The organism is Mesorhizobium sp. ISC25, from assembly GCF_042295465.1.
GTDB lineage: Bacteria > Pseudomonadota > Alphaproteobacteria > Rhizobiales > Rhizobiaceae > Mesorhizobium.
In genome coordinates, this window is record NZ_CP135441.1 from 1,456,186 (window position 1) to 1,477,843 (window position 21,658).

Here is a 21,658-nt window from a genome sequence, read left to right on the forward strand (position 1 = left end):
AGCCGTGCCGCGCCGAGATGTGCCGCTCAGGTACACCCGACGGGACGGTAAACGAGGGTCGCGATGAAGCAGGCAGCCGCCACAGAGGGCCCGCAACTCAGCGTCGTCGATTCGACGCTGATGAAGCGGGTGTTTTATGCATTCGCGACGCTGGCGCTGCTTTCGGTGGCGATCAGCCTTGGCGCCAAATGGTTCGGCCGCTCGATCGCCATGGCCGGGTACACCGACGACACCACGATCCACAAGGTCGTCATCGGCAACAACATCATCGCCGTGCCGGCCAATGTCATCCGCTTTGCGCAGGCCCGGCGCGACGGCATCGCCTCGCGGCTCGACCTCTATCTGCGCTATCCCGAGATGGATGGCTACAGCGAGGCTGCCCGCAACGACTTCAACCACACCGGACCCAGCAAGGACATCGTCTTCCTGTCGTTCGAGCCGCAGATGATGTCGCGCGACATGAGCGGCCGCTTCGCGCCGATCTACAGCGCGCTGATCGCCAAGCCGGGCACGCCCGGCCCTGGCGGCACCACGCTTTACGCCTTCAGCGAAAAATCAGGCTATCTCAACGAAGTGCTGGCGGTCGCAAACCGCCCCGGCAAGGATCCGTTCGTCGCGCGCTGCCTGAGCGGCCCGAGCGCGGACGAATCGCTGGCGCCCTGCGAACGCGACATCCTGGTCGGCGACAATCTCAGCTTTACCTACCGCTTCCCCCGGGAATTCCTCGGCGACTGGCAGGCGCTCGACGCGACGATTTCTGGCGAGGCAGCACGTATGCTGAAGACTGGGCGTTAGCAACGAAACGAGCCGTTCCGTAGCGATCCTTCGCGCCCCTCTCTGTCCTGCCGGACATCTCCCCCACGAGGGGGGAGATCGGCCGTCATCTTGGCTTTCGCCAATCTCCAATGTTGCAGGAGGAGTGCAGCGCCGAAGCTGCCAATCTCCCTCCAAGTGGGGGAGATGGCCGGCAGGCCAGAGGGGGGCGCTGTCCCGCTGGCGTCTTGCAAGGTTCCGTACCGCCGCTGCGCTTGAGGCGTCGTGGCCAGCTAAATTCCCTGCTCAGGCCAGATCGATGTCGAGGATCGCCATCGAGAAATTATAATCGCCGTCGTCCTCGTCCTTGAAGACGATGCCGAGGAACTCGTCGCCGACATAGACCTCGGCCGAATCTTCCTTGCGCGGCCGCGCCTTCACTTCGAGTTTAGGGTTCTGGAAGGTGCGCTTGAAATAGGCGTCCAGCTTTCTGATTTCATCCGGCTTCAACAGTCTTCTCCGATCGTCGCTTGCTAAAGCGCGTCGCGTCTGAAGAGACGATGCGACGCGCTTTAAATCTTGCTTCATGCATGTCGCTATCCCAAAACCGCTGGGCACTTTGGGCGACATGCATTGGTGAGCGCGCTTCTGGCACGTCGACAATGGCCATGTAAAGGCAAGCCGGCATAGGGGGCAGGAATTCAGCCCCTGCCCGAGCGCTCAGATGTCGAAGCTGACGACGTGGTCCATCGTCTGCGATGGCAACAGCTGGTCCATCTGGCGCGAAGGCTGATCGCAGCCTGTCTCGCCGACGACGCGGGCCGGCACGCCGGCAACCGTCTTGTTGTGCGGTACCGGCGACAGCACCACCGAGCCGGCCGCGATCTTCGAGCAATGGCCGATCTCGATGTTGCCGAGGATCTTGGCACCGGCGCCGATCAGCACGCCGTAGCGAATCTTGGGATGACGGTCGCCGCCGGCCTTGCCGGTGCCGCCCAGCGTCACGCCGTGCAGGATCGACACGTCGTCCTCGATCACCGCCGTCTGGCCGACAACGAGGCCGGTGGCGTGGTCGAGGAAGATGCCCTTGCCGATGCGGGCGGCCGGGTTGATATCGGTCTGGAACACCGAGGACGACCGGCTCTGCAAATACAGCGCGAAATCCTGGCGGCCCTGGTTCCACAGCCAATGCGCCAGCCGGTGCGTCTGGATGGCATGAAAACCCTTGAAGTAGAGCACCGGCATGATGAAGCGGTCGCAGGCCGGATCGCGGTCGTAATAAGCCTGGATGTCGACGCGCACCGTCGTCGACCAGTCCTTGTCGTCGGCCGCCATCGCCTTGAATGTCTGGCGAATGAGGTCGGAGCCGATGTCCTGGTGGGCGAGGCGTTCGGCCAGCCGGTGAATGACCGCTTCTTCCAGGTTTTCCTGATTGAGGATGGTCGAATAGAGGAACGCCGCCAGCAGCGGATCGCGGTTGACCGCTTCCATCGCTTCGTCGCGGATCGAACGCCAGATCGGATCTACCGGCTGCACCCTGGTGGGACGGGAAATCGTAACGCTGTTCATCTGATGTCTCCGGCCATCCAATGTCTCGGCCATCCAATGTCTCGGTTGGCGGCTTGCCTATTCTCCGGCCGCACCTATAAGCCAGATCATAGCACGGGTGAACTCAATTTTCCTTAGTGCTTCGTCAAATGGATTTGGTTGGCGGAATTTCAAGCAGCCATGGAAAACGCAACCTTGATGGACGACACCCTGAAGCGCGAGCTTTCCGCGCTCTATGAGGCCGAAGATCGCCACTACCACGATCTTGGCCACATAGAGGCGATGCTGGCGCTAGCCAATGATTACAAGGCGTTGCTGCATGATCCTGAAGCAGTCGAAGCGGCGATCTGGTTCCACGACGCGATCTACGACAGCCGCGCCAAGGACAATGAGGCGAGGAGTTCCGCACTTGCCGAGGAGAAGCTCGCCGGCCGCGCCGACGCACAACGCCTCGATCGCATCGCGGCGATGATCACTGCCACCGCCGGCCACGAATTGCCGGCTCTTGGCGACCAGCATTCGGTTCGCGACGCGGCGCTGTTCCTCGACATGGACCTGGCGATCCTGGGTGCCGCGCCTGACGTGTTCGACGCTTATGAACAGGCGGTCCGCCGCGAATATCAGTGGGTCGATGAGCAAATGTGGCGGGCCGGCCGTGCCGCGGTCCTGAAGGGCTTCCTCGCCCGTCCGCATATCTTCCATAGCGAGGAATTCCGCCGGCGCTTCGAAACCCAGGCCCGGCATAACATGGCGCGGTCGCTCAAGGCGCTGGGGCACAGCCCGGGCGGATCGTAGTTCGCGTCGCTCGCTTGCGTCCGGGATATTTGCCCGAAATCAGCTGAATGCGCCAAAAGTCGATGCCATTGCCCACAACATGAACACCCCGGCCGCCAGCGACGCGCCGTTGACCACGATGCCAGCCAGGCCGAGCACACGATTGTCGTTTTGGCGCCCAAGCGCCATCAGCCCGAAGACCGCGCCGGTAAGATGTGCCAAAGGCCCGGCCAGAAAAAATACCGCAGCGAAGAAGCCCGTCGCACTGTTCTGGAGCAGTGGGGAGGCGTCGCTCGGCATTGCTATCAACGCGGTGATCGCAATCGCCCCTGTCGCCAATGCGGCCAGCGCTAGAACAACGGACCATTCGCCGAACGTGCTTTTCGTACCGACGCCCGGCAAAGCGGCGTCGCTTCTTCCCCATTGTGCCATCGTACCCCTGCCCTAGTTTAGCGCGTGGCGGGGTTGAACCGATCCACGCGTCACGCATAGTTACTCCTGTATCGTTGCAAAACCGCTAAGAACCCCAGCTTCAGGCCCAATGGCCGCTTTTGGGGAGCCATCCATCAAAGCGGATGCTCGGCATAAAACTCCAGCACGCGCTGCTTGAAGGTCTTGTCGCCGACCGCCAGCATGTGGTCGCGGCCTTCGATATGAAAAGCCCTGGCGTTGGGCATCAAGGCGGCGAGCTCATCCGGCGAGCCGCCGATGTCGTCCTTGGTGCCGACGGCGATCAGCGTCGGCTGGGCAATGCGGGCAAGGTCGGCCTCGCTCAGCAATTCGCGCGAGGTGGCGATGCAGGCGGCGAGCGCCCGGCGATCGCTGCGGGTCTGGTCGGCGAAGGCGCGGAACGAGCGGCCGCGCGGGTCGCTGGTGCCTGCCGGATCCTCGGCCAGAAGTGCGTCGGCTATCGGATCCCAGTCGCCGACGCCGTCGACCATGCCGATGCCGAGACCGCCGAAGACCAGCGTCGCCACCTTCTCCGGGTCGGAGAGCGCCAGGAAGGCCGATATGCGCGCGCCCATCGAGTAACCCATGACATGGGCGCGTTCGATGCCGAGATGGTTCAAAAGCGCTGCCGCGTCGGACGCCATTTTTGCCGGCGTGTAGTCTGCTTCGTCATAGCTCTTCGACGACGAGCCATGGCCGCGATTGTCGAAGGCGATCGCGCGGTAGCTGGCGTCGTTCAGCGTCTTGAACCAGCCGGGCGACACCCAGTTGACGTAATGGCTCGAGGCAAAGCCGTGGATCAGCAGCACCGGATCGCCCTGCCCCGATGCCGGCTGGCGGTCAAGGAAAGCAAGGTCGAAACCGTCGTGGGAGAAGAACTGCATCGGCCGAAGATCCTGCCCGTTCAGTCGGAATCGACATTCGGCGCATCGCCCTTGTCGGGCGGCGGCATGGCCGGCCCCGGCGCCGTACCGATGGCCGGATGGCGTAGCAGGTCGCCGTCGTTTATGCCCTTTTTAGCGGCGGTGCCTGCCTTGAGCTCGAGTACGAAGCGCACCGGCTCATCCGGCGAGATGATCGCCTCGGAGTGCGGCTCGCCTTGCTTGATCGCCCGGATCCGGCCGTCCTGGCCGACGAAGATCAGGTCGAGCGGCATCGGCGTGTTCTTCATCCAGAAACTCACATCCTGCGGCGCACCGAACACGAACAGCATTCCGTGATTGTCGGCCATGTGCCGGCGGAACATCAGGCCGGCCTCGCGCTCGGCGGGCGTGTCGGCGATTTCGACCGAAAAAGAACGCTCGCCGGCCTTCGTCACCGCGACCAGCGGCGCCGGGTCGACGGGAAGGATCATCGCCTTGCCGTCGGCCGAACTCGGTTGCTGAAAATAGAAGAAGGCGCTTGTGGCGACGATGAGGAAAATACCGGCGCAGAGCGCGCCTGCCGTCAGCCGGTTCCTGTGAGCCATATGAAATCCTCGACCGGAACTAATGCGAGACCGGCAAGGTACCCATATCGGGATGAATTTCGGCAGCCATAAGGCCTTTGTCGCCGCGCCCGAAGCGGACCAGCACCACCTGGCCCGGTCGGAGTTCGGTGATGCCGTAGCGGCGCAGCGTCTCCATGTGGACGAAAATGTCCTCGGTGCCCTCGCCCCGGGTCAGAAAGCCGAACCCCTTGGTGCGGTTGAACCATTTCACCAGCGCCCGTTCGAGGCCGCTTTCCGGCGTCACCGCGACATGGGTGCGCTGCTCCTGCATCTCCGCCGGATGCACCGCCGTGGAGACATCCATCGAGAGCACGCGGAAGGCCTGCAGCCCGCGCTCGCCCTGCTTGACCAGGCAGACGACGCGGGCGCCTTCCAGGGCGGTTTGAAAACCGTCCTTTCGAAGGCACGTCACATGGAGGAGGATATCGCCCGAAGCACCATCATCGGGAAGGATGAAACCGTAGCCCTTGGCCACGTCGAACCATTTGATGGCGCCGGCGATTTCGACGAGATCGGCCGTATCGGCGCTCTCATCCCGCTTCAACGCATCGTTACCGGCCCCGTCCCGCCCCATGAAAGAGGCCTTTTCCCCCATAAGAACGCCCCCTTTTTTCAAGAAACACTGCAACTGATTCTTGGTATCAGATTAACACCGCGGCTTCCGGTGTGTGCAAGACCTGACGTGCCTTTTTTCACGGTTCCGTACAGGAATAGCGGATTTGTCATTTGCCGGCGCCGGCGAGCGTGGCCAATTGCCCTTTGGCCGGGCCGCCCCTATGTTGCGCCGCAACGCAACATAAGGAGGAAATCATGCGCTATCTGCACACCATGGTCCGCATCGCCGACATCGATGCTTCGCTCGATTTCTACTGCAACAAGCTTGGCCTCAAGGAAGTGCGCCGCCATGAAAACGAGCAAGGCCGCTACACGCTGATCTTCCTCGCCGCGCCCGAAGACGAGCAAAGCGGCATCTCCGAGAAGGCGCCGCTGGTCGAGCTGACCTACAATTGGGATCCGGAAGACTACAAGGGCGGCCGCAATTTCGGCCATCTCGCCTATGAGGTCGACGACATTTACGCCACCTGCCAGCGGCTGATGGACAATGGCGTCACCATCAACCGGCCGCCGCGCGACGGCAACATGGCGTTCGTCAAATCGCCGGACGGCATCTCGATCGAGCTGTTGCAGAAAGGTCCGGCAAAGCCGAAGGCCGAGCCCTGGGCGTCGATGCCGAACACCGGCAGCTGGTAGCCGATCACGCCATCTTGAACGGACGCAGGCGGGCCCTGGTTCGGTTTTCGCGTCCGCATTGCCAGGGAGAATTCATTCATGCCGAGCAGCCATGTCGACGTCGCCACCGAACATGCCAGCCGCTATCTGCAGCAGCTGTGCAAACATTGGGCGCACAAGTTTCCGGTCGAATTCGACCCGAACCACGGCACCATCGATCTGACGCTCGGCCGCACGGTTCTCGATGCCGACCCGGCTGCGCTGCACATTGCGGTGACGACCGATGAAGCCGGCTCGCTCGAGCGCCTGGAAACGGTCGTCGCCGAGCACATCAAGCGCTTCGCCTTCCGTGAGGAGCTGGCATTCGACTGGAAACGCGCTCCGGCCGCGTAGACGACCTGTTAACCGCCGGCCTTGGCCATCTCGAGCAGCGTCAGCACGGTGCGCCAATTGCGCGCCGTGCCGGGCACCTTCAGAACGCGCGGGATGAGATTGGCAAAGACCGATTTGCCGAGCCCGTCGGGCGCATGCAGGTAGAGCACGTCGCCCTTGATCTCGAAGCGTTCGGGCCCGGTGCATTTTTCCGCCAGCCGAGCGATCTCCTCGGCGGTCGGCCGGCGCTCCAGCGCATAGGCGTGCAGCTTGGTCGGCTCGCCGGCCACTTCCGGATAGGGATTGTCCGCCGCCAGCCGCTCGAGCCAGCCGAGATCGCGCACCATGATGCGCGAATGGAACCCCCATTTCTTCTCGAATTCCGCTTCCAACCGCCTGGTCAGCGTCGCCGCATCGCCATCTGGCGACCGGAAGACGGCGTTGCCGCTCTGCACATAGGTGGCAACATCGGAGAAGCCGAGCTGCTCGAAGAATGACCTGAGTTCCGCCATCCTGACGATGCGGTTGCCGCCGACATTGATGCCGGAAAACAGAGCGATAAAAACCTTCGCCTGAGCGTTCGGAAGATCGTTGCTGCTCATATGATGAACCCGGCGAGCGTCTCGTTGTCGGTGATGTCCTGATAGTGGACACTCTCGGCGTCGAAATTTGCCTTGAGCAGGTCGAAATTGCGGCGGTCCTTGGTTTCGATGCCGATCAGCACCGAACCGAAATTGCGCGCCGATTTCTTCAGATATTCGAAGCGGGCGATGTCGTCATCGGGGCCAAGCAATTCGAGGAAATCGCGCAACGCGCCGGGCCGCTGCGGAAAGCGGATGATGAAGTATTTCTTCAAGCCCTCGAAGCGCAGCGCCCGTTCCTTCACATCCGGCAGCCGCTCGAAATCGAAATTGCCGCCGGACACCACGGCGACGATGGTCTTGCCCCTGATTTCCTTCCTGGAAAAATCCTTGAGCGCATCGATCGCCAGCGCGCCGGCCGGCTCGAGCACGACGCCTTCGACATTGAGCATTTCGATCATGGTGGCGCAGAGCCGGTTTTCCGGGATCAGCCGCACGGTGTCGGCGGCAAACTCCCTGAGGTGGCGCAGCGGCTCGCGGCCGATCTCGGCCACCGCCGCGCCGTCGACGAAATTGTCGACCTTGGCGAGCTTGACCCGCTTTCCGGCGGCAAGGCTCTCGCTCAGGCTCGGGGCGCCGGCCGGCTCGCAAAAGACGAAGCGCGTTTCGCGGTGCTGGTCGGCGAAATAATGGGTGACACCGGCGGCCAGGCCGCCGCCACCGACCGGCAGCATGACGATATCAGCCATGCGCGCGCCGGGCATCTGGCCTGATATCTCGTAGGCGACGGTCGCCTGCCCTTCGATGATGTCCTTGTGGTCGAAAGGCGGCACCATGTGTGCGCCGGCAGTTTCGGTGAATTCGAGTGCCGCGCGGTAGCAGTCGTCGAAGAAATCGCCGACCAACCTGATCTCGACGAATTCGCCGCCGAACAGCCGCGTCTTGTCGATCTTCTGCTGCGGCGTCGTCACCGGCATGAAGACGACGCCCTTTTTGCCGAAATGGCGACAGACGAAGGCAAAGCCCTGCGCGTGATTGCCGGCCGAAGCGCAGACGAACAGCTCGGCAGCGTTGCCGGCGGCGAGCGTCTTGCGGAAGAAGTTGAAGGCGCCGCGGATCTTGTAGGAGCGCACCGGTGTCAGGTCCTCGCGCTTCAGCAGCACCCGCGCGCCGGTCTTCTTCGACAGATAGTCGTTTTCCTGCAGCGGTGTTTCCGGAAAGATCTCGCGGATCGCGGCAGCGGCGGCAGCGACGCGAGAGGAGAAACTGGTCATGGCAAGAGCACCCACAGGCTAGGCGAATTCGGTCCCGCTATTGCATATCCGGCCTCGCGAAGCCATTGTCCGGCCACCCCGAAAGGGTGTTCCCAAAACCTCGTTGGCCGTTAGGAGCGTCTATTCATGCCTGTCGCATCGGTGGCCCAGAAAACGGTGTCGCTGCCGGAGTTCGGCGAGCCGACGGTGATGCCGCTGGTTATGCGCGCCACCTTTGAGGCCCGCATAGCGGCGCTGGTCGCGGGCGGCGGGTTCGATGCCTTCGTCGTCTATGGCGACCGCGAACATGCGGCCAATGTCGCCTATCTCTGCGGGTACGACCCGCGCTTCGAGGAGACGCTGCTGGTCATCGTTCCCGGCAAGTCGCCGAAACTGCTGGTCGGCAACGAGGGCTGGGGCTATGCCGAGATCTGCGACGGACCGTATGAGCGCGTGCTCTACCAGACGTTTTCGCTGCCGGCGCAGCCGCGCGACCGCTCGCAAGCGCTGGCCGACATCCTCGTCGATTGCGGCCTGAAAACCGGCCAGCGCATCGGCGCCATCGGCTGGAAGCCGTTCGGCCCCGGCGATGCCGGTTTTGGCGAAACGACGCTCGACCTGCCGTCTTTCATCGCCGACACGTTGCGCAGCCTTGCCGGCGATAGGGGCGTGATCGTCAACGCGGCGAACCTTTTGATGAACCCTGCCGACGGCCTGCGCGCCATCAACGAGGCCGACCAGCTGGCCGCGTTCGAATTCGCCGCGACCTATTCCTCTCAGGGGCTGCGCAATGTGCTGCAAGGCATCGAACCCGGCATGACCGAATTGCAGGCGGCGCGGCTGATGGGCATCAACGGCCTGCCGCAATGCTGCCACCCGATGCTGTCGGCTGGCAAGCGGGCGCCCTATGGCCTACCAAGCCCGCGTCTTGACGTCATCAAGCGCGGCGACCCGATCACCATGGCCTACGGCATCCAGGGCTCGCTCAACGCCCGCGCCGGGTTTCTGGTCGAATATGCGGCCGAGCTTCCGAGGGGCATCCAGGACTATGTCGAGAAGCTGGTCGCGCCCTATTTCTGCGCCGTCGTCGACTGGTACGAGACGGTCGGCATCGGCGTCCCCGGCGGCGCGCTGTGGCAAGCGGTGCACGACCGCATCGGCGATCCGTTCTTTGGCGTGTCGCTCAATCCCGGCCATCTCGTCCATATCGACGAATGGATGCATTCGCCGGTATTTACCGGCTCCGACATCAGGTTGAAGTCGGGCATGGCCTTGCAGGCCGACATCATCCCGGCGACCGGCACCGATTATTTCACCACCAACATCGAGGACGGCATCGCGCTGGCCGACGAGGCGCTGCGCGAAGAGATCGCAGCGCGCCATCCTGAAGCCTGGCGCCGCATCGAGGCGCGCCGCGCCTTCATGACCGACGTGCTCGGCATTCGTCTCAAGCCGGAAGTGCTGCCCTTTTCCAACATTCCGGCTTTCCTGCCGCCGTTCTGGCTTTCGCGCAACAGTGCGATGGCCGTCGCGAGGCGCTGAGCGCATTTCAGCGCCTGCGACTTACTTCTGCCGCACTTCGCCTGTCCGGGAGGTGCGGCGGAGGTGGATGGGCCTTTGGTTAGGCCGGAGTGGAATTGCTTAAGTGCCCTTGAAGACGATTTGCATCATTGTCCTTGCCGCGCTGCTCGCCGGCTGCGGCGGCCGCCAAACCGAGGAGCTGCTCGGCAGCGCCATGATGGCGGTGCCGGTGACGGAAATCGCCGGCAACCACTCGATCTTCATCGCCACCACGCGCAAGCGCTCCGACGATCCCAACAAGGTCTTCGACGGCGAGCGCTCGGCGACGCTGAACTATGCCCGCGTCAACGTCACCGTCCCAGGCATCCACAAGACAGGCCAGATCGAGCGGCGCTCGCGCGGCAAGTCGGACGATCCGGCCAAATACTTCATGGCTTCCGAGGTCGTCGGATACGACACCCAGCCGAAATTCTCCAGCGCGCTCAGTGCCGACATCGCGGCGCGCGGCGGCCGCGTCATGGTCTTCGTCCACGGCTACAACACCGGCTTCGACGACGCCGTCTACCGCGTCACCCAGATCACCCATGATTCCGGCTATCCGGGCACGCCGGTGCTGTTTTCCTGGGCGTCGGGCGCCAAGACCACCGACTATGTCTACGACAAGGAAAGCGCCAGCGTTGCCCGCGACCAGCTCGAAGTGACGCTGAGAATGCTGGCGCAGACCGGTGCGCGGCGCATCGACATCGTCGCCCATTCGCTGGGGACCTGGGTCACCATGGAGGCGCTGCGCCAGCTCGCCATCACCGGTGACCGCGATCTCGGCGGCAAGCTCGGCGACGTCGTGCTGGCCTCGCCCGACATCGACGTCGACGTGTTCAAGAGCCAGATGCGCCGCTACGGCAAGCCGGACAAGCCGTTCATCCTGCTGCTCTCCGACGACGACCGGGCGCTCAGGTTATCGGGCCTGATCGCCGGTGCGCGGCCGCGGGTCGGCGACTACAAGGACGCCGCGGACCTCGCCAGCTATGGCGTGTCGGTCGTCGATCTCTCCAGCGTCAAGGGCGCCGACCGCTTCAACCACACCAAATTCGCCGACAATCCGGAATTGGTGCAGTTGATCGGCCAGAAGCTGCGCGAGGATGACGGGTTTGCCAGCGACCGCGAGGTGACCGACCGCATCGCCTCGGTCGGACAATAGCTGCATTGCGCGGCAGTCGTTGTTGACCATTGCCGCACCATCGAAACAGTTTGAACTGGACCGTGCCGGGCTCTGCCTCTATCGAATAGGCCAAGACGTCTCCGGCTCGACGTCGCCTTTGCGGGAGCCCGCGTGATCGTGCCTTCGAAGATCTTTCTCGTCGTTGCGTTCGCGCTCGCAGTTACCGGCTGCGCCGGCCAGAACACGCACGATCTGCTCAACAAGACGACGATCACCGTGCCTGCTTCCGATATCGCGGCGACGCATAAGATCTTCGTCGCCACGACCCGGCAAAAGGCAACGAAGGAGCCCCGGCAGGTGTTCGACGGCGACCGTTCGCCGACCACCAGCTTTGCCAGCGTCGAGGTGACGGTGCCCAAAATCCACCAGCTCGGCGCCATCGAGCGGGTCAAGGGCTCGGCCAACAGCAATCCGGCGAAGGATTTCACGGCGACCGGCGTCACCTTTTACGAAGGCGCGCCGCAATTCGCCAAGGCGGTCGGCGCCGATATCGCCATGCGCGGCGACCGCGCGCTGGTTTTCGTGCACGGCTTCAACAACGGCTTCGACGACGGTATCTACCGGCTGACGCAGATCGCGCACGACACGAAATACCCCGGCACACCAGTGCTGTTTTCGTGGGCGTCGAGCGGCAAGACGACCGGCTATATCTACGACAAGGAAAGCGCCAATGCGGCGCGCGACGATCTCGAAGCGACGCTGCGCATGCTCGCCAAGAGCCGCGCCAAGAGCATCGACATCATTGCCCATTCGATGGGGACCTGGGTGACGATGGAAGCGTTGCGCCAGCTTGCCATCACCGGCGAGCGCGACCTCGGCGGCAAGCTCGGCTATGTCATCCTAGCTTCCCCCGACATCGACGTCGACGTGTTCAAGAAGCAGATGATCCGCTATGGCAAGCCCGACAAGCCGTTCGCCGTGCTGCTTTCGGGCGACGACCGGGCGCTCAGGCTGTCGACCCTGATCTCCGGCGACAAGCCGCGCGTCGGCGACTATGGCGACGCGGCCGACCTCGCCAGCTATGGCGTCTCGGTGGTCGACCTGACCAAGACCAAGGGCGGCGACCGGCTGAACCACGCCAAATTCGCCGACAACCCGTTCCTGGTGCAGCTGCTCGGCGACCGACTGCGCGCGCCGGCGGGCCTAGCCTCCGAAGAGACCGCGCCGGCCCAGCTCGACAATCTCGGCCAGGGCCTCGGCAAGGCCGTCGGCTCGGTCGCCGAAATCGTCATCACCACGCCGTTCAAGGTGCTGACCATCGCCACCGGCGGGTGAGACGGTTGATGACCTCTTCTGCCAATCGCCAATAATTGTGATTGGTCGCGAGTCAACAAAAACGCCCCGTAGCGATCCTTCGCGCCCCCCTCTGTCCTGCCGGACATCTCCCCCACTTGGGGGGAGATCGGACGTCATCTCGGCTTTCGCCAATCGCCAACCGTGCTGAACGAGCGCCGGCGGCGAAGCTGCCGATCTCCCCCCTCGTGGGGGAGATGTCCGGCAGGACAGAGGGGGGCTGTCCCGCCAGCGTTCAAACGAACAGATCGACCTTCTGGAAGGTCGTCACGTCGATCAGGCCGACGTCGGAAATCCTGAGCTCCGGGATGACGACCAGCGCCAGCAGCGAGTGCTGCATGTAGGCGTTGTTGAGCGAGCAGCCCATCTGGCGCATGGCGTCGCTGAGTTGGTCCGCCTTGGCGGCGACGATTTCGGCGCGCTCGTCCGACATCAGCCCGGCGATCGGCATCTCGACCAGCGCCAGCTCCTTGCCCTTGGAGAACAGCACGACGCCGCCGCCGACCTCGCCCAGCCGGTTCACGGCCAGAGCCATGTCCTGCTTGTTGGTGCCGACGACGATGATGTGGTGGGCATCGTGCGCCACGCTCGAGGCCATGGCGCAGTCGCCGATATAGCCGAAGCCGGAGACGAAGGCGTTGGTGACGCCGCCGGTGCCCTTGTGGCGCTCGACCAGCGCGATCTGGCAGACATCGTTGCGGCGGTCCATGGCGACCAGCCCCTCTTCGACCGGCAGATCGGCCTCGAGCGCCCGCGTCGGCGCCTGGTTCTCGATGACGCCGATGACGCGCACCCGCACCTCGTTGGCGCCCATGGGTGCCGCGATGTCGAAATCGCCGGGTTTGAGCTTTTTGCCGAGCTTGACCGTGTTCTTCGCTGTCCTCGGATAGTCGTAGGCCGGAATGTCGATTTCGAGCTTGCCGCCCTTGGCCAGCCTGACGCCGCGGCCATAGACCTCGTCGATGGTCATTTCGGCCAGGTCGGAGACGATCAGCAGATCGGCAAGCCGCCCTGGCGCGATCGAGCCGATCTCGCGCTCCAGCCGGAAATGCTGGGCGGTGTTGAGCGTCGCCATCTGGATCGCCGTCACCGGCTTCAAGCCTTGGCTGATGGCGTGGCGCACGACCCGGTCCATATGGCCTTCATGCACAAGCGTACCGGAATGGCTGTCATCGGTGCACAGGATGAAATTACGCGGGTCGAGGCCGCTCTCCGTCACCGCCTTGATCTGCGAGGCCACGTCGTACCAGGCCGAGCCCAGCCGCAGCATCACCTTCATGCCCTGGCGGACGCGGGCGATGGCGTCCTCGGCGCGCGTGCCTTCGTGGTCGTCCTCGGGGCCGCCGGCGACATAGCCGTGGAACGGCAGGCCGAGATCGCGCGAGGCATAGTGCCCGCCGACGGTCTTGCCGGCCCTCACCGTCGCGGCGATCTCGCCCGACATCACCGGATCATTGGCGGCGACGCCCGGAAAATTCATCACCTCGCCGAGCCCGACGATGTTCTCCCAGGTCATCGCCTCGGCAACATCGGCGACGGTCAGCTCGGCGCCGGCATGCTCGAGCCCCGGAGCGGAGGGCACGCAGGACGGCATCTGCACGAGCACGTTGACCGGCATGGCGACCGCCTCGTCATGCATCAGCCGGACACCCGGCAGGCCGAGCACGTTGGCGATCTCATGCGGATCGATGAACATCGATGTGGTGCCGTGCGGGATCACCGCGCGGCAGAATTCCGTCACCGTCACCATGCCGCTCTCGACATGCATATGCGCGTCGCAAAGCCCCGGCACCAGATAGCGCCCGCCGGCATCGACCACCTTGGTGCCCTGGCCGATGGCATGGCTGGCATTCGGCCCGCAATAGGCAAAGCGGCCGCCGGCGATGGCGATGTCGGTGCCGGCGATGATCTCGCCGGAATGAACGTTGACCCAGCGCCCGTTGCGGATGACGAGATCGGCGGGTTTGCGGCCCATGGCGACATCGACCAGATGCGTCGCCATCTCGGCCCAGGGTTTTGGTTTCGTCGCATTCTTCGGCATCAACAGGCTCCTCTTTGCCCGACTGTGCCAAGCCGCGAGGATTTTGACCAGCGAGGAAGTAAGCGCCGACGGCGAAACCGCCGATCTCCCCCCTCGAGGGGGAGATGTCGCCGAAGGCGACAGAAGGGGTCGGGACGTCCTGACGCGAACCGTTACCGCGAACAAAACAGGCTGGCGCTCGACGCGCGACGACCCCCTCTGGCCTGCCGGCCATCTCCCCCTCAAGGAGGGAGATTGATGCCACCACCGCTTTCGCCAATCGACAACGCCGGGAAGGCAGGACAAAGGCTTTATGCTTTTGCGCCAGCCGCAGCAACTTTGTTCTTGCTTTGTGCCGGCAGCTATGCTACTAATTTAGGTATGGTGCCAATTGGCTCCAACGACCCGCCTCCCGAGGCGGGTTTTTGTTTCGGCGCGATTCACGGCAAAATGGCCCAAGCGGAATACGATTCCGTTGCGGCCAATCAGCTTTCGTCTCGTTAGAGGATCCTTCTGAATCGACGGTCGCGGAGTTTGACGCACTCCATCGTTCGAGCCTTCAGCCGGTTCAATCAATTCGATCCCGAACTGTCACTTCTTGCTCGGATCGTCTGCCGGGTTGACGTAGGTGATCTTGAATGGCCCCTCGCCATGAACCTGGATGATCGTATCGCTTGTCGTCCAGGCGAAGTGATTCATTCCGGCCGGTGCGACGCCGAAGCCGCCAGCAGTCAGTTCGACACCTTTCGTCTCGTCGAGCTTATCGCCCATTCCAATATGGAAGTTGCCGGAAAGCACCGTTACGTATTCCGTGGTGGGATGATTGTGTGCGGCAATTTTGTAGCCGGCGGGTGTCTTCAACCGCAGCACATAGGCGCCGTCCTTTGAGGGATCTCCGGAGATAACAGCCATTTCCGCGCCAGCGGGAATGACAGCAGGAGCGGGACCCCATTTGATGTCTTTGGCGTTCATCGGCATCTCATCGGCAAACAGAGGCGCCGTCCCAACAAGCAGCAGTGCCAGAGCTGAGGCAAGCTTGAGCATGACAATCTCTCCAGTGGTTCGTAGAGGACGGCGTCGAGTATCGGCGCGCTGATCCACTTGCCAATTGGAGTCTATCAGAGCAGAGCGCCCGAACGCATCCTGCAAACGGCGGACGCGCATTCGCGATACTCTCGGAAGCTGCCGCTAAAAATATTTCCAGGTGAAACGATTTTGTTTGTATCACTGTAGGCGATCGGCCCTCGCTAGCTTCCAGTGCCGGATTTGTCGACGGCAGAAGACGGCTTGACGGCCTTTGGCTGCCGGCTGAAAAGGGCTGGCCTGCGGACGTGGCGGAATTGGTAGACGCAAGGGACTTAAAATCCCTCGATCTCTGATCGTACGGGTTCGATTCCCGTCGTCCGCACCAGATTGGTCTTCGTTTGATACCCTTCGTAACTGGAGACCAGGCCGCTCGACCCGGTTCTGGCCGCCTCACCTCCCGATCGGGTTCAGCTTCAAATGCTGGATCAGGATGATCGTCTTGGCGTCGATAATCCGACCGTCGTGGATGCCGGCCAGCGCCTCGTCGAGCGGCATTTCCAAAACCTCGATGTCCTCGCCTTCGTCATGGGCGCCGCCACCGTCGGAAATGCGATCGGCGGGCGAATAGCGGGCGACGAAGAACCAGAGCCGCTCGGTTACGCTGCCGGGGCTCATATAGGGCGAAAACAGCCGCTGCACGTCCTTCAGGCGGTAGCCGAGTTCCTCCTCGGCCTCCTTGCGGATACAGGTTTCGGGATCGTCTTCGTCGAGCAGACCGGCGCAGGCCTCGATCAGCGGCTCCTTGTGGCCGGTGACGTAGGCAGGGTAGCGGAACTGCCGCACCAGAAGCACCGTCGAGCGGTCGGGATCGAAAGGCAGGATCACCGCGCCGTCACCGCGATCGTAGGTCTGACGGGTGTGCGTTTCCCATTTGCCGTCGCGCCGGCGATAGTCGAAGACGGTTTTTTTCAAAACCGCCCATTCGTCGGAAAGGACTTCCTCAGAGCGGATGCGAATGCGATCTTCCATGGTGGACTCCCTGCTGCCGCGGCAAGGCGTAGCCGCGAACGGCGGTTCGTGCAATCGGGTCACCAATTGGTCCAGTGCGCCGGTTCACCCTCTCGTGTCTGGCGCATCTGCAATCGGCTGCATAAATAGCGGCAACCCTTCCCGGAGTTTTTTATGACCTCACCGCTTTTCCAGCCGATCACCCTCGACGGCCTCACCTTCCCCAACCGCATCGCGGTCGCGCCGATGTGCCAGTATTCGGCCGAGGACGGCTCAGCCAGCGATTGGCACCTCTATCACTGGATGAACCTGGCAATGTCGGGCGCCGGCATGGTCACCGTGGAGATGACCGATGTCGAACGGCGCGGCCGCATCTCGCATGGCTGTCTCGGCCTCTATTCCGAAGACAATGAGGCGGCGGCGCGACGCACCCTGGATGCAGCCAAGCGGGTCGCCGCACCGGGCACGAAATTCGGCACGCAGCTTGCCCATGCCGGCCGCAAGGCGTCGAACCGCAAACCCTGGGAAGGCGGCGGACCGCTGACCGCCGATCAGGACCCGTGGCCGATCGTGTCGGCGTCGGCGATCGCCTACGACACCGGCTGGCAGGTGCCGCGGGCGCTGGAGGATGACGAGATCCTGCAAATCATCGAACGCTTCGCCGAAGCGGCAAAGCGGGCCGAGCGCGCCGGCTTCGACTTCATCGAGCTGCATGCCGCGCATGGCTATCTGATCTTCCAGTTCCTGTCGCCGCTCCCCAACCGGCGCACCGACCGCTGGGGCGGCTCGCTGGAAAACCGCATGCGTTTCGCCGTCGAGATCGCCAAGGCGGTGAAGAAGGCGGTGCCCAGGCTGATGCTGGGCGCGCGTCTGTCGATCAAGGAATGGGTCGATGGCGGCTTCGACGTCGAGGATGCGATCGAAGTGGCAAAAGCGCTGAAGGAAGCCGGCGTCGCCTATCTCTGCTGCTCGAGCGGCGGCAATTCGCCGTTGCAGAAGCTGCCGTCCGGGCCCGGCTACCAGGTGCATCTGGCGGAAGCGGTGCGTAAAGCCGTCGGCATCCCGACGCGGGCCGTCGGTCTAATCGACGATCCGAAACAGGCCGAGGCGATCGTTGCCGACGGCCGCGCCGACATGGTGGCGCTGGCGCGCGCCTTTCTTGCCGATCCGCGCTGGGGCTGGCGCGCCGCGGCCACCTTCGGCGAAAAAATCCACCCGGCGCCGCAGCTTGCCCGCTCGGTGACAACGATGCAGCATTGGATGAAGGCAGCGAACTGACGGCGGGTTCGTCTCGCTGGACAGGGCACCATAGCTTCGCTTTGATCCTCTGCCGGTGTAGAGTGGCCGGGGCCGCGGCTGGGCGCGGCGGGTTGGGGGAGCAGGGACATGTCGTTCAGGGGGATTTCCATTGCGGCTGCCGCCGCGGTGTTGGCTGGGCTGTCGTTCGCCGCATCGACGCCGGCCGGGGCGCAATATTGCGAAGGTACGGTGCACGGTCTTTCCAGGCACTACAACCTAGCAACGGGAAGCGGCTTTCTAGCCGTTCGGGCCCGGCCGACCTCGTCGTCGCGCATGATCGGGCAATTGTTCAACGGCGACCAAACCGAAATCTTCGACCGCCGCGGAAACTGGTACAAGGTCGATTTCGGCGGCGGCACCGGCTGGGCGAATGCGCGCTGGCTGCGCAACGACTGCGGCTATTGAGCTATTTTAGCCTGAGCTAAAATAGCAGTTGCAACCAAATCGGCCGCTCCGCGTTGGCGGCGATGATGGACAGCAAGCCATTTGAAAAGCCGGTCGTGGTCGAACTCGGCCATGTCGGCAAGTATCGCCATATCCGCAGCGCCCAGGAGGCGGCGGAGTGCCTGATGACGGTCTGGCCACTCAATCGCGGGCCGCGTCATCGTGATGCCCTCGACACTTGCCTAAAAGTGCTGGAAGGTTATCGTTCGACGGCGGATGCGCGCCGGGCACTGATCGAAGCCGCCAGGGAATCGGACGTGCTGGTCGCAGACGACAGGCTGCCAGACGACAGACTGGCCGACGACAAGCTGCATTGAGGCAACGGGCTTTCAACCGGAGGGTTTCATGGCGAAACTGACCTACAAGATCGTCGAGCATGACGGAGGCTGGGCCTACAAGGTCGGCTCGACATTCTCCGAAACGTTCCCCACCCATCAGGACGCGTTGCGTGCCGCCGAGATCGCTTCGGCCGAACAGCAGGTCGCCGGCAACACCGACGGCATCCAGTACGAGGACGCCGACGGCAAATGGCACGACGAGCTCGCAGACGGCCGCGACCGGCCGCAGACCGAGGTTTCGGATTAGAGTGTGTCGATATCCAGGTGATGCTGGCGTGCTTTACAGGTCGGTTTGGTAGCGCTACCGTCTCACATCGCGCGTGACCGGGAGGAGCCTGGGCGCTGTCGCGGGCCAGGCAAGAAAGCGGTTTCCTTCGAAGTCGTTGCAGGAATTAGTCGGGAGGAGATCGATGGCGTCTGTCGCAATCGGCGATGTCTACAAATCATTTGGGACCGTCGAGGTCCTGCACGGGGTCAGCGTCGATATAAACGACGGCGAGTTCGTCACGCTGGTCGGTCCTTCGGGTTGCGGAAAGTCGACGCTGCTCAGAATGATCGCCGGCCTGGAAAAGATCTCGCGCGGCCAAATCGCGATCGGCAAACGTATCGTCAACAACGTTGCGCCAAAGGAGCGCGACGTCGCCATGGTCTTCCAGAACTATGCTCTCTACCCGCATATGACGGTCGCCGAGAACATGGCGTTCTCGCTGATGCTCAAGGGCGTTCCCAAGACGGAGAGCGATGCCGGCGTGCGGCGCGCTGCCGAAATCCTGGGACTGGTGCCGCTGCTCGATCGTTATCCGCGCCAGCTTTCCGGCGGCCAGCGCCAGCGCGTCGCCATGGGCCGGGCGATCGTGCGTGACCCGCAGGTTTTCCTGTTCGACGAGCCGCTGTCCAATCTCGATGCCAAGCTCCGGGTGCAGATGCGCGCCGAGATCAAGGAACTGCACCAGCGCCTGAAGACGACGACGGTCTACGTCACCCACGACCAGATCGAGGCGATGACCATGGCCGACAAGATCGTCGTCATGCATGACGGCATCGTTGAGCAGATCGGGCCGCCGCTCGAACTCTACGACCGACCGAACAATCTCTTTGTCGCCAGCTTCATCGGCTCGCCCGCCATGAACATGCTCAGGGGCGAGATCGTAAGCGACGGCTCGCCGTCGTTTCGCGGCGCCGGAGGGATTTCGGTCCCGTTGGCGTCGGCGCTTTCCATCGGCAATGGTGAGCCGGTCGTGCTGGGAATACGGCCCGAGCATTTACGGCTGTCCGACCACGACGGTATTCCGGTCACCGTCGTGGTGGTCGAGCCGACAGGGTCCGAAGTGCAGCTCATCGGCCGCACCGCCGGCGGCGAGGAGATCGTCGCCAATTTCCGGGAACGCCATTCCTTCACGCCGGGCGAAACCATCCGGCTTACGGCCGAGCCTGGCCTCATCCATCTCTTTCACGGCAAAACCGGACAGCGGTTCGAAACACCCATCGAGCAGTAGGACGGCAAGGACAATAAGCAGGAGGAAGCGAGCATGAAATTCACCAGACGCGACGTGATCCGCACCACCGCCGGCGTGGCGGCGGGAGCCTTGGGAAGCCGGCTCATCGGCTCTCCCGCCTTTGCCCAGGAGGGATTGAAATACAAGCCCGAGGACGGCGCCAAGCTCAGGCTGTTGCGCTGGTCGCCTTTCGTGCAGGGCGACGAGGATCAATGGCTGGCCAACACCAAGCGCTTCACCGAAGCGACTGGCGTCGAGGTCCGCGTCGACAAGGAAAGCTGGGAGGACATCCGCCCCAAGGCGGCGGTCGCCGCCAATGTCGGCTCCGGCCCGGACCTGATGTTCGTCTGGTTCGACGACCCGCACCAATATCCCGACAAGCTGCACGACGTGACGGAACTGGGCGAATATCTCGGCTCGAAATATGGCGGCTGGTACGACGGACCGCACCAATATGCGACGCGGCAAGGCAAATTCCTCGGCCTGCCGCTGGCGACCATCGGCAATGCCATCGTCTATCGCGAAAGCTGGGTGAAGGAGGCCGGCTTCTCCGAATTTCCGAAGGACACGGCAGGCTTGCTCGAACTTTGCAAGGCGTTGCAGGCGAAGGGGCACCCGGCCGGCTTCACGCATGGCCATGGCGTCGGCGACGGCAATAACTACGCCCACTGGCTGTTGTGGAGCCACGGCGGCAAAATGGTCGACGAGAGCGGCAAGGTGACGATCAACAGCCCCGAGACCCTCAAGGCGATCGAATACGCGCAGGAACTCTACAAAACCTTCATTCCCGGCACCGAGAGCTGGCTCGACGTCAACAACAACCGCGCCTACCTGGCCGGCGAACTTAGCGTGATCGCCAATGGCATTTCCGCCTACAACACCGCCAAGATCAACAAGGACAAGGATCCGAAACTGACCGAAATCGCCAAGGACACGCGCACGACCAACCTGCCGATCGGTCCTGTCGGGAAATCCGTCGAGCTGTTCCAGGTGACCACGGCCGTGATCTTCGACTACACGCCCTACCCCAACGCCGCCAAGGCCTACCTGCAGTTCATGTTCGAGGAACCGCAAATGTCCAAGTGGATCACGTCCTCGGCGGGCTATTGCTGCCAGACGCTCAAAGCCTTCGATAACAACCCGGTGTGGACGGCCGATCCGAACAATGCCGCTTACGCCAAGGCCTCGGCGACGCTGCGGCCCAACGGCTATGCCGGCCCGCTCGGCTATGCCTCGGCAGCGACCATGGCCGACTATGTGCTGGTCGACATGTTCGCCAAGGCGGTGACCGGCCAGGCGACGCCGCAAGAAGCGATGGAAGAAGCCGAGAAGCGCGCAAACCGCTACTATCGCGTTTGAGCCGGATTCGAAGCCGGGCAGCCATGCTGCCCGGCTTCGAATCGCGCATGGCCTCCCGGCCGTTCAATGAGACCTTAGAGGAGCCGACCCATGGCCGTGACCTCCGCTGCCGCTCAGCCACGCCGGTCGACGCTGTCGCGCATTTTGACGTTCGTGTCTGAAAGTCATAACGCACTTGGCTTCGG

Annotated in this window: 25 protein-coding genes and 1 tRNA gene; 15 read left to right on the forward strand and 11 right to left on the reverse strand. The window is 63.2% G+C overall.

Annotated features, from left to right (window positions below):
- Window positions 1-63: 63 nt before the first annotated feature.
- On the forward strand, window positions 64-795 hold the full coding sequence (locus RQ479_RS07300) for a hypothetical protein (protein ID WP_376704582.1): 732 nt from the start codon (window positions 64-66) through the stop codon (window positions 793-795).
- A 264-nt stretch (window positions 796-1,059) separates the two neighbouring features.
- On the opposite strand, the gene RQ479_RS07305 is transcribed toward RQ479_RS07300, so the two are convergent.
- The gene (locus RQ479_RS07305; protein ID WP_023674799.1) at window positions 1,060-1,263 is read right to left on the reverse strand and encodes a DUF3126 family protein; all 204 of its coding nucleotides are present in this window, start codon (window positions 1,261-1,263) and stop codon (window positions 1,060-1,062) included.
- Window positions 1,264-1,473: 210 nt separating this feature from the next.
- Window positions 1,474-2,322, reverse strand: a complete 849-nt coding sequence (gene cysE / locus RQ479_RS07310) for a serine O-acetyltransferase (protein ID WP_023717455.1) — start codon at window positions 2,320-2,322, stop codon at window positions 1,474-1,476.
- A gap of 159 nt (window positions 2,323-2,481) precedes the next feature.
- Here cysE and RQ479_RS07315 point away from each other — a divergent pair, with 159 nt between their 5' ends.
- A complete protein-coding gene (locus RQ479_RS07315) occupies window positions 2,482-3,096 on the forward strand; it encodes a hypothetical protein (protein ID WP_376704583.1) in 615 nt (204 codons plus the stop codon).
- Window positions 3,097-3,135: 39 nt separating this feature from the next.
- On the opposite strand, the gene RQ479_RS07320 is transcribed toward RQ479_RS07315, so the two are convergent.
- The 4 genes from RQ479_RS07320 to RQ479_RS07335 form a co-directional block, all read right to left on the reverse strand.
- Window positions 3,136-3,477, reverse strand: a complete 342-nt coding sequence (locus tag RQ479_RS07320) for a hypothetical protein (RefSeq protein WP_376704584.1) — start codon at window positions 3,475-3,477, stop codon at window positions 3,136-3,138.
- A 164-nt stretch (window positions 3,478-3,641) separates the two neighbouring features.
- Window positions 3,642-4,409 (reverse strand): alpha/beta fold hydrolase, encoded by a 768-nt coding sequence (locus tag RQ479_RS07325; protein ID WP_376704585.1) that lies wholly within the window; start codon window positions 4,407-4,409, stop codon window positions 3,642-3,644.
- Between the two features lie 20 nt (window positions 4,410-4,429).
- The gene (locus RQ479_RS07330) at window positions 4,430-4,993 is read right to left on the reverse strand and encodes a DUF192 domain-containing protein (RefSeq protein WP_376704586.1); all 564 of its coding nucleotides are present in this window, start codon (window positions 4,991-4,993) and stop codon (window positions 4,430-4,432) included.
- Between the two features lie 19 nt (window positions 4,994-5,012).
- On the reverse strand, window positions 5,013-5,609 hold the full coding sequence (locus tag RQ479_RS07335; RefSeq protein ID WP_376704587.1) for a cold-shock protein: 597 nt from the start codon (window positions 5,607-5,609) through the stop codon (window positions 5,013-5,015).
- A gap of 215 nt (window positions 5,610-5,824) precedes the next feature.
- On the opposite strand from RQ479_RS07335, the gene gloA reads away from it, so the two are divergent.
- Both gloA and RQ479_RS07345 read left to right on the forward strand, forming a co-directional pair.
- The gene (gloA, locus tag RQ479_RS07340; RefSeq protein WP_376704588.1) at window positions 5,825-6,265 is read left to right on the forward strand and encodes a lactoylglutathione lyase; all 441 of its coding nucleotides are present in this window, start codon (window positions 5,825-5,827) and stop codon (window positions 6,263-6,265) included.
- 78 nt (window positions 6,266-6,343) lie between these two features.
- The gene (locus RQ479_RS07345; RefSeq protein WP_292664826.1) at window positions 6,344-6,637 is read left to right on the forward strand and encodes a DUF2218 domain-containing protein; all 294 of its coding nucleotides are present in this window, start codon (window positions 6,344-6,346) and stop codon (window positions 6,635-6,637) included.
- Between the two features lie 8 nt (window positions 6,638-6,645).
- Here the strand turns inward: RQ479_RS07345 and RQ479_RS07350 are convergent, their stop codons facing one another.
- Window positions 6,646-7,218, reverse strand: a complete 573-nt coding sequence (locus RQ479_RS07350) for a DUF1697 domain-containing protein (protein ID WP_376704589.1) — start codon at window positions 7,216-7,218, stop codon at window positions 6,646-6,648.
- A complete protein-coding gene (ilvA, locus tag RQ479_RS07355; RefSeq protein ID WP_376704590.1) occupies window positions 7,215-8,471 on the reverse strand; it encodes a threonine ammonia-lyase IlvA in 1,257 nt (418 codons plus the stop codon). Before ilvA ends, RQ479_RS07350 begins: the two co-directional genes overlap by 4 nt.
- Before the next feature lie 126 nt (window positions 8,472-8,597).
- Between ilvA and RQ479_RS07360 the strand changes: the two genes are divergently transcribed.
- The 3 genes from RQ479_RS07360 to RQ479_RS07370 all read left to right on the forward strand — a co-directional run bounded on the left by RQ479_RS07360 (window position 8,598) and on the right by RQ479_RS07370 (window position 12,465).
- Entirely contained in the window at window positions 8,598-9,992 is a 1,395-nt protein-coding gene (locus tag RQ479_RS07360; RefSeq protein WP_376704591.1) for a hypothetical protein, read from the forward strand.
- Window positions 9,993-10,095: 103 nt separating this feature from the next.
- Window positions 10,096-11,169 carry an alpha/beta hydrolase gene (locus RQ479_RS07365; RefSeq protein WP_254817699.1) on the forward strand — a complete coding sequence of 358 codons (1,074 nt, stop codon included), beginning with the start codon at window positions 10,096-10,098 and terminating at the stop codon, window positions 11,167-11,169.
- Window positions 11,170-11,301: 132 nt separating this feature from the next.
- Window positions 11,302-12,465 carry an alpha/beta hydrolase gene (locus tag RQ479_RS07370; RefSeq protein WP_376704592.1) on the forward strand — a complete coding sequence of 388 codons (1,164 nt, stop codon included), beginning with the start codon at window positions 11,302-11,304 and terminating at the stop codon, window positions 12,463-12,465.
- A gap of 253 nt (window positions 12,466-12,718) precedes the next feature.
- Here RQ479_RS07370 and ade read toward each other — a convergent pair whose 3' ends face one another.
- Window positions 12,719-14,524, reverse strand: coding sequence for an adenine deaminase (gene ade, locus RQ479_RS07375; protein WP_376704593.1), 1,806 nt, complete (start codon window positions 14,522-14,524; stop codon window positions 12,719-12,721).
- Between the two features lie 237 nt (window positions 14,525-14,761).
- Here ade and RQ479_RS07380 point away from each other — a divergent pair, with 237 nt between their 5' ends.
- On the forward strand, window positions 14,762-15,007 hold the full coding sequence (locus tag RQ479_RS07380) for a hypothetical protein (RefSeq protein WP_376704594.1): 246 nt from the start codon (window positions 14,762-14,764) through the stop codon (window positions 15,005-15,007).
- Between the two features lie 87 nt (window positions 15,008-15,094).
- Here the strand turns inward: RQ479_RS07380 and RQ479_RS07385 are convergent, their stop codons facing one another.
- The gene (locus RQ479_RS07385) at window positions 15,095-15,547 is read right to left on the reverse strand and encodes a cupin domain-containing protein (RefSeq protein WP_376704595.1); all 453 of its coding nucleotides are present in this window, start codon (window positions 15,545-15,547) and stop codon (window positions 15,095-15,097) included.
- 281 nt (window positions 15,548-15,828) lie between these two features.
- Here RQ479_RS07385 and RQ479_RS07390 point away from each other — a divergent pair.
- Window positions 15,829-15,914: transfer RNA gene (locus tag RQ479_RS07390), tRNA-Leu, on the forward strand.
- A gap of 65 nt (window positions 15,915-15,979) precedes the next feature.
- On the opposite strand, the gene RQ479_RS07395 is transcribed toward RQ479_RS07390, so the two are convergent.
- The gene (locus RQ479_RS07395; protein WP_023674774.1) at window positions 15,980-16,558 is read right to left on the reverse strand and encodes an NUDIX domain-containing protein; all 579 of its coding nucleotides are present in this window, start codon (window positions 16,556-16,558) and stop codon (window positions 15,980-15,982) included.
- Window positions 16,559-16,711: 153 nt separating this feature from the next.
- Here RQ479_RS07395 and RQ479_RS07400 point away from each other — a divergent pair, with 153 nt between their 5' ends.
- The 6 genes from RQ479_RS07400 to RQ479_RS07425 all read left to right on the forward strand — a co-directional run bounded on the left by RQ479_RS07400 (window position 16,712) and on the right by RQ479_RS07425 (window position 21,473).
- Window positions 16,712-17,815 carry an NADH:flavin oxidoreductase/NADH oxidase gene (locus RQ479_RS07400; RefSeq protein ID WP_376704596.1) on the forward strand — a complete coding sequence of 368 codons (1,104 nt, stop codon included), beginning with the start codon at window positions 16,712-16,714 and terminating at the stop codon, window positions 17,813-17,815.
- A 108-nt stretch (window positions 17,816-17,923) separates the two neighbouring features.
- On the forward strand, window positions 17,924-18,241 hold the full coding sequence (locus RQ479_RS07405) for an SH3 domain-containing protein (RefSeq protein ID WP_376704597.1): 318 nt from the start codon (window positions 17,924-17,926) through the stop codon (window positions 18,239-18,241).
- Window positions 18,242-18,303: 62 nt separating this feature from the next.
- Window positions 18,304-18,597 carry a DUF982 domain-containing protein gene (locus tag RQ479_RS07410; protein ID WP_366509690.1) on the forward strand — a complete coding sequence of 98 codons (294 nt, stop codon included), beginning with the start codon at window positions 18,304-18,306 and terminating at the stop codon, window positions 18,595-18,597.
- A gap of 28 nt (window positions 18,598-18,625) precedes the next feature.
- Window positions 18,626-18,865, forward strand: coding sequence for a DUF2188 domain-containing protein (locus RQ479_RS07415; RefSeq protein ID WP_023674770.1), 240 nt, complete (start codon window positions 18,626-18,628; stop codon window positions 18,863-18,865).
- Between the two features lie 163 nt (window positions 18,866-19,028).
- A complete protein-coding gene (locus tag RQ479_RS07420; RefSeq protein ID WP_376704598.1) occupies window positions 19,029-20,114 on the forward strand; it encodes an ABC transporter ATP-binding protein in 1,086 nt (361 codons plus the stop codon).
- Window positions 20,115-20,147: 33 nt separating this feature from the next.
- Window positions 20,148-21,473 carry an ABC transporter substrate-binding protein gene (locus RQ479_RS07425; RefSeq protein WP_376704599.1) on the forward strand — a complete coding sequence of 442 codons (1,326 nt, stop codon included), beginning with the start codon at window positions 20,148-20,150 and terminating at the stop codon, window positions 21,471-21,473.
- Window positions 21,474-21,658 lie beyond the last annotated feature (185 nt).

Excerpts from the sequence above, each read along its gene's own strand:
- RQ479_RS07300 (WP_376704582.1), top strand. The coding sequence starts at position 64 with ATGAAGCAGGCAGCCGCCACAGAGGGCCCGCAACTCAGCGTCGTCGAT.
- cysE (WP_023717455.1), bottom strand. The coding sequence starts at position 2,322 with ATGAACAGCGTTACGATTTCCCGTCCCACCAGGGTGCAGCCGGTAGAT.
- RQ479_RS07315 (WP_376704583.1), top strand. The coding sequence starts at position 2,482 with ATGGAAAACGCAACCTTGATGGACGACACCCTGAAGCGCGAGCTTTCC.
- RQ479_RS07325 (WP_376704585.1), bottom strand. The coding sequence starts at position 4,409 with ATGCAGTTCTTCTCCCACGACGGTTTCGACCTTGCTTTCCTTGACCGC.
- RQ479_RS07330 (WP_376704586.1), bottom strand. The coding sequence starts at position 4,993 with ATGGCTCACAGGAACCGGCTGACGGCAGGCGCGCTCTGCGCCGGTATT.
- RQ479_RS07335 (WP_376704587.1), bottom strand. The coding sequence starts at position 5,609 with ATGGGGGAAAAGGCCTCTTTCATGGGGCGGGACGGGGCCGGTAACGAT.
- gloA (WP_376704588.1), top strand. The coding sequence starts at position 5,825 with ATGCGCTATCTGCACACCATGGTCCGCATCGCCGACATCGATGCTTCG.
- RQ479_RS07345 (WP_292664826.1), top strand. The coding sequence starts at position 6,344 with ATGCCGAGCAGCCATGTCGACGTCGCCACCGAACATGCCAGCCGCTAT.
- RQ479_RS07350 (WP_376704589.1), bottom strand. The coding sequence starts at position 7,218 with ATGAGCAGCAACGATCTTCCGAACGCTCAGGCGAAGGTTTTTATCGCT.
- ilvA (WP_376704590.1), bottom strand. The coding sequence starts at position 8,471 with ATGACCAGTTTCTCCTCTCGCGTCGCTGCCGCCGCTGCCGCGATCCGC.
- RQ479_RS07360 (WP_376704591.1), top strand. The coding sequence starts at position 8,598 with ATGCCTGTCGCATCGGTGGCCCAGAAAACGGTGTCGCTGCCGGAGTTC.
- ade (WP_376704593.1), bottom strand. The coding sequence starts at position 14,524 with ATGCCGAAGAATGCGACGAAACCAAAACCCTGGGCCGAGATGGCGACG.
- RQ479_RS07380 (WP_376704594.1), top strand. The coding sequence starts at position 14,762 with ATGCCACCACCGCTTTCGCCAATCGACAACGCCGGGAAGGCAGGACAA.
- RQ479_RS07385 (WP_376704595.1), bottom strand. The coding sequence starts at position 15,547 with ATGCTCAAGCTTGCCTCAGCTCTGGCACTGCTGCTTGTTGGGACGGCG.
- RQ479_RS07395 (WP_023674774.1), bottom strand. The coding sequence starts at position 16,558 with ATGGAAGATCGCATTCGCATCCGCTCTGAGGAAGTCCTTTCCGACGAA.
- RQ479_RS07400 (WP_376704596.1), top strand. The coding sequence starts at position 16,712 with ATGACCTCACCGCTTTTCCAGCCGATCACCCTCGACGGCCTCACCTTC.
- RQ479_RS07405 (WP_376704597.1), top strand. The coding sequence starts at position 17,924 with ATGTCGTTCAGGGGGATTTCCATTGCGGCTGCCGCCGCGGTGTTGGCT.
- RQ479_RS07410 (WP_366509690.1), top strand. The coding sequence starts at position 18,304 with ATGATGGACAGCAAGCCATTTGAAAAGCCGGTCGTGGTCGAACTCGGC.
- RQ479_RS07415 (WP_023674770.1), top strand. The coding sequence starts at position 18,626 with ATGGCGAAACTGACCTACAAGATCGTCGAGCATGACGGAGGCTGGGCC.
- RQ479_RS07420 (WP_376704598.1), top strand. The coding sequence starts at position 19,029 with ATGGCGTCTGTCGCAATCGGCGATGTCTACAAATCATTTGGGACCGTC.
- RQ479_RS07425 (WP_376704599.1), top strand. The coding sequence starts at position 20,148 with ATGAAATTCACCAGACGCGACGTGATCCGCACCACCGCCGGCGTGGCG.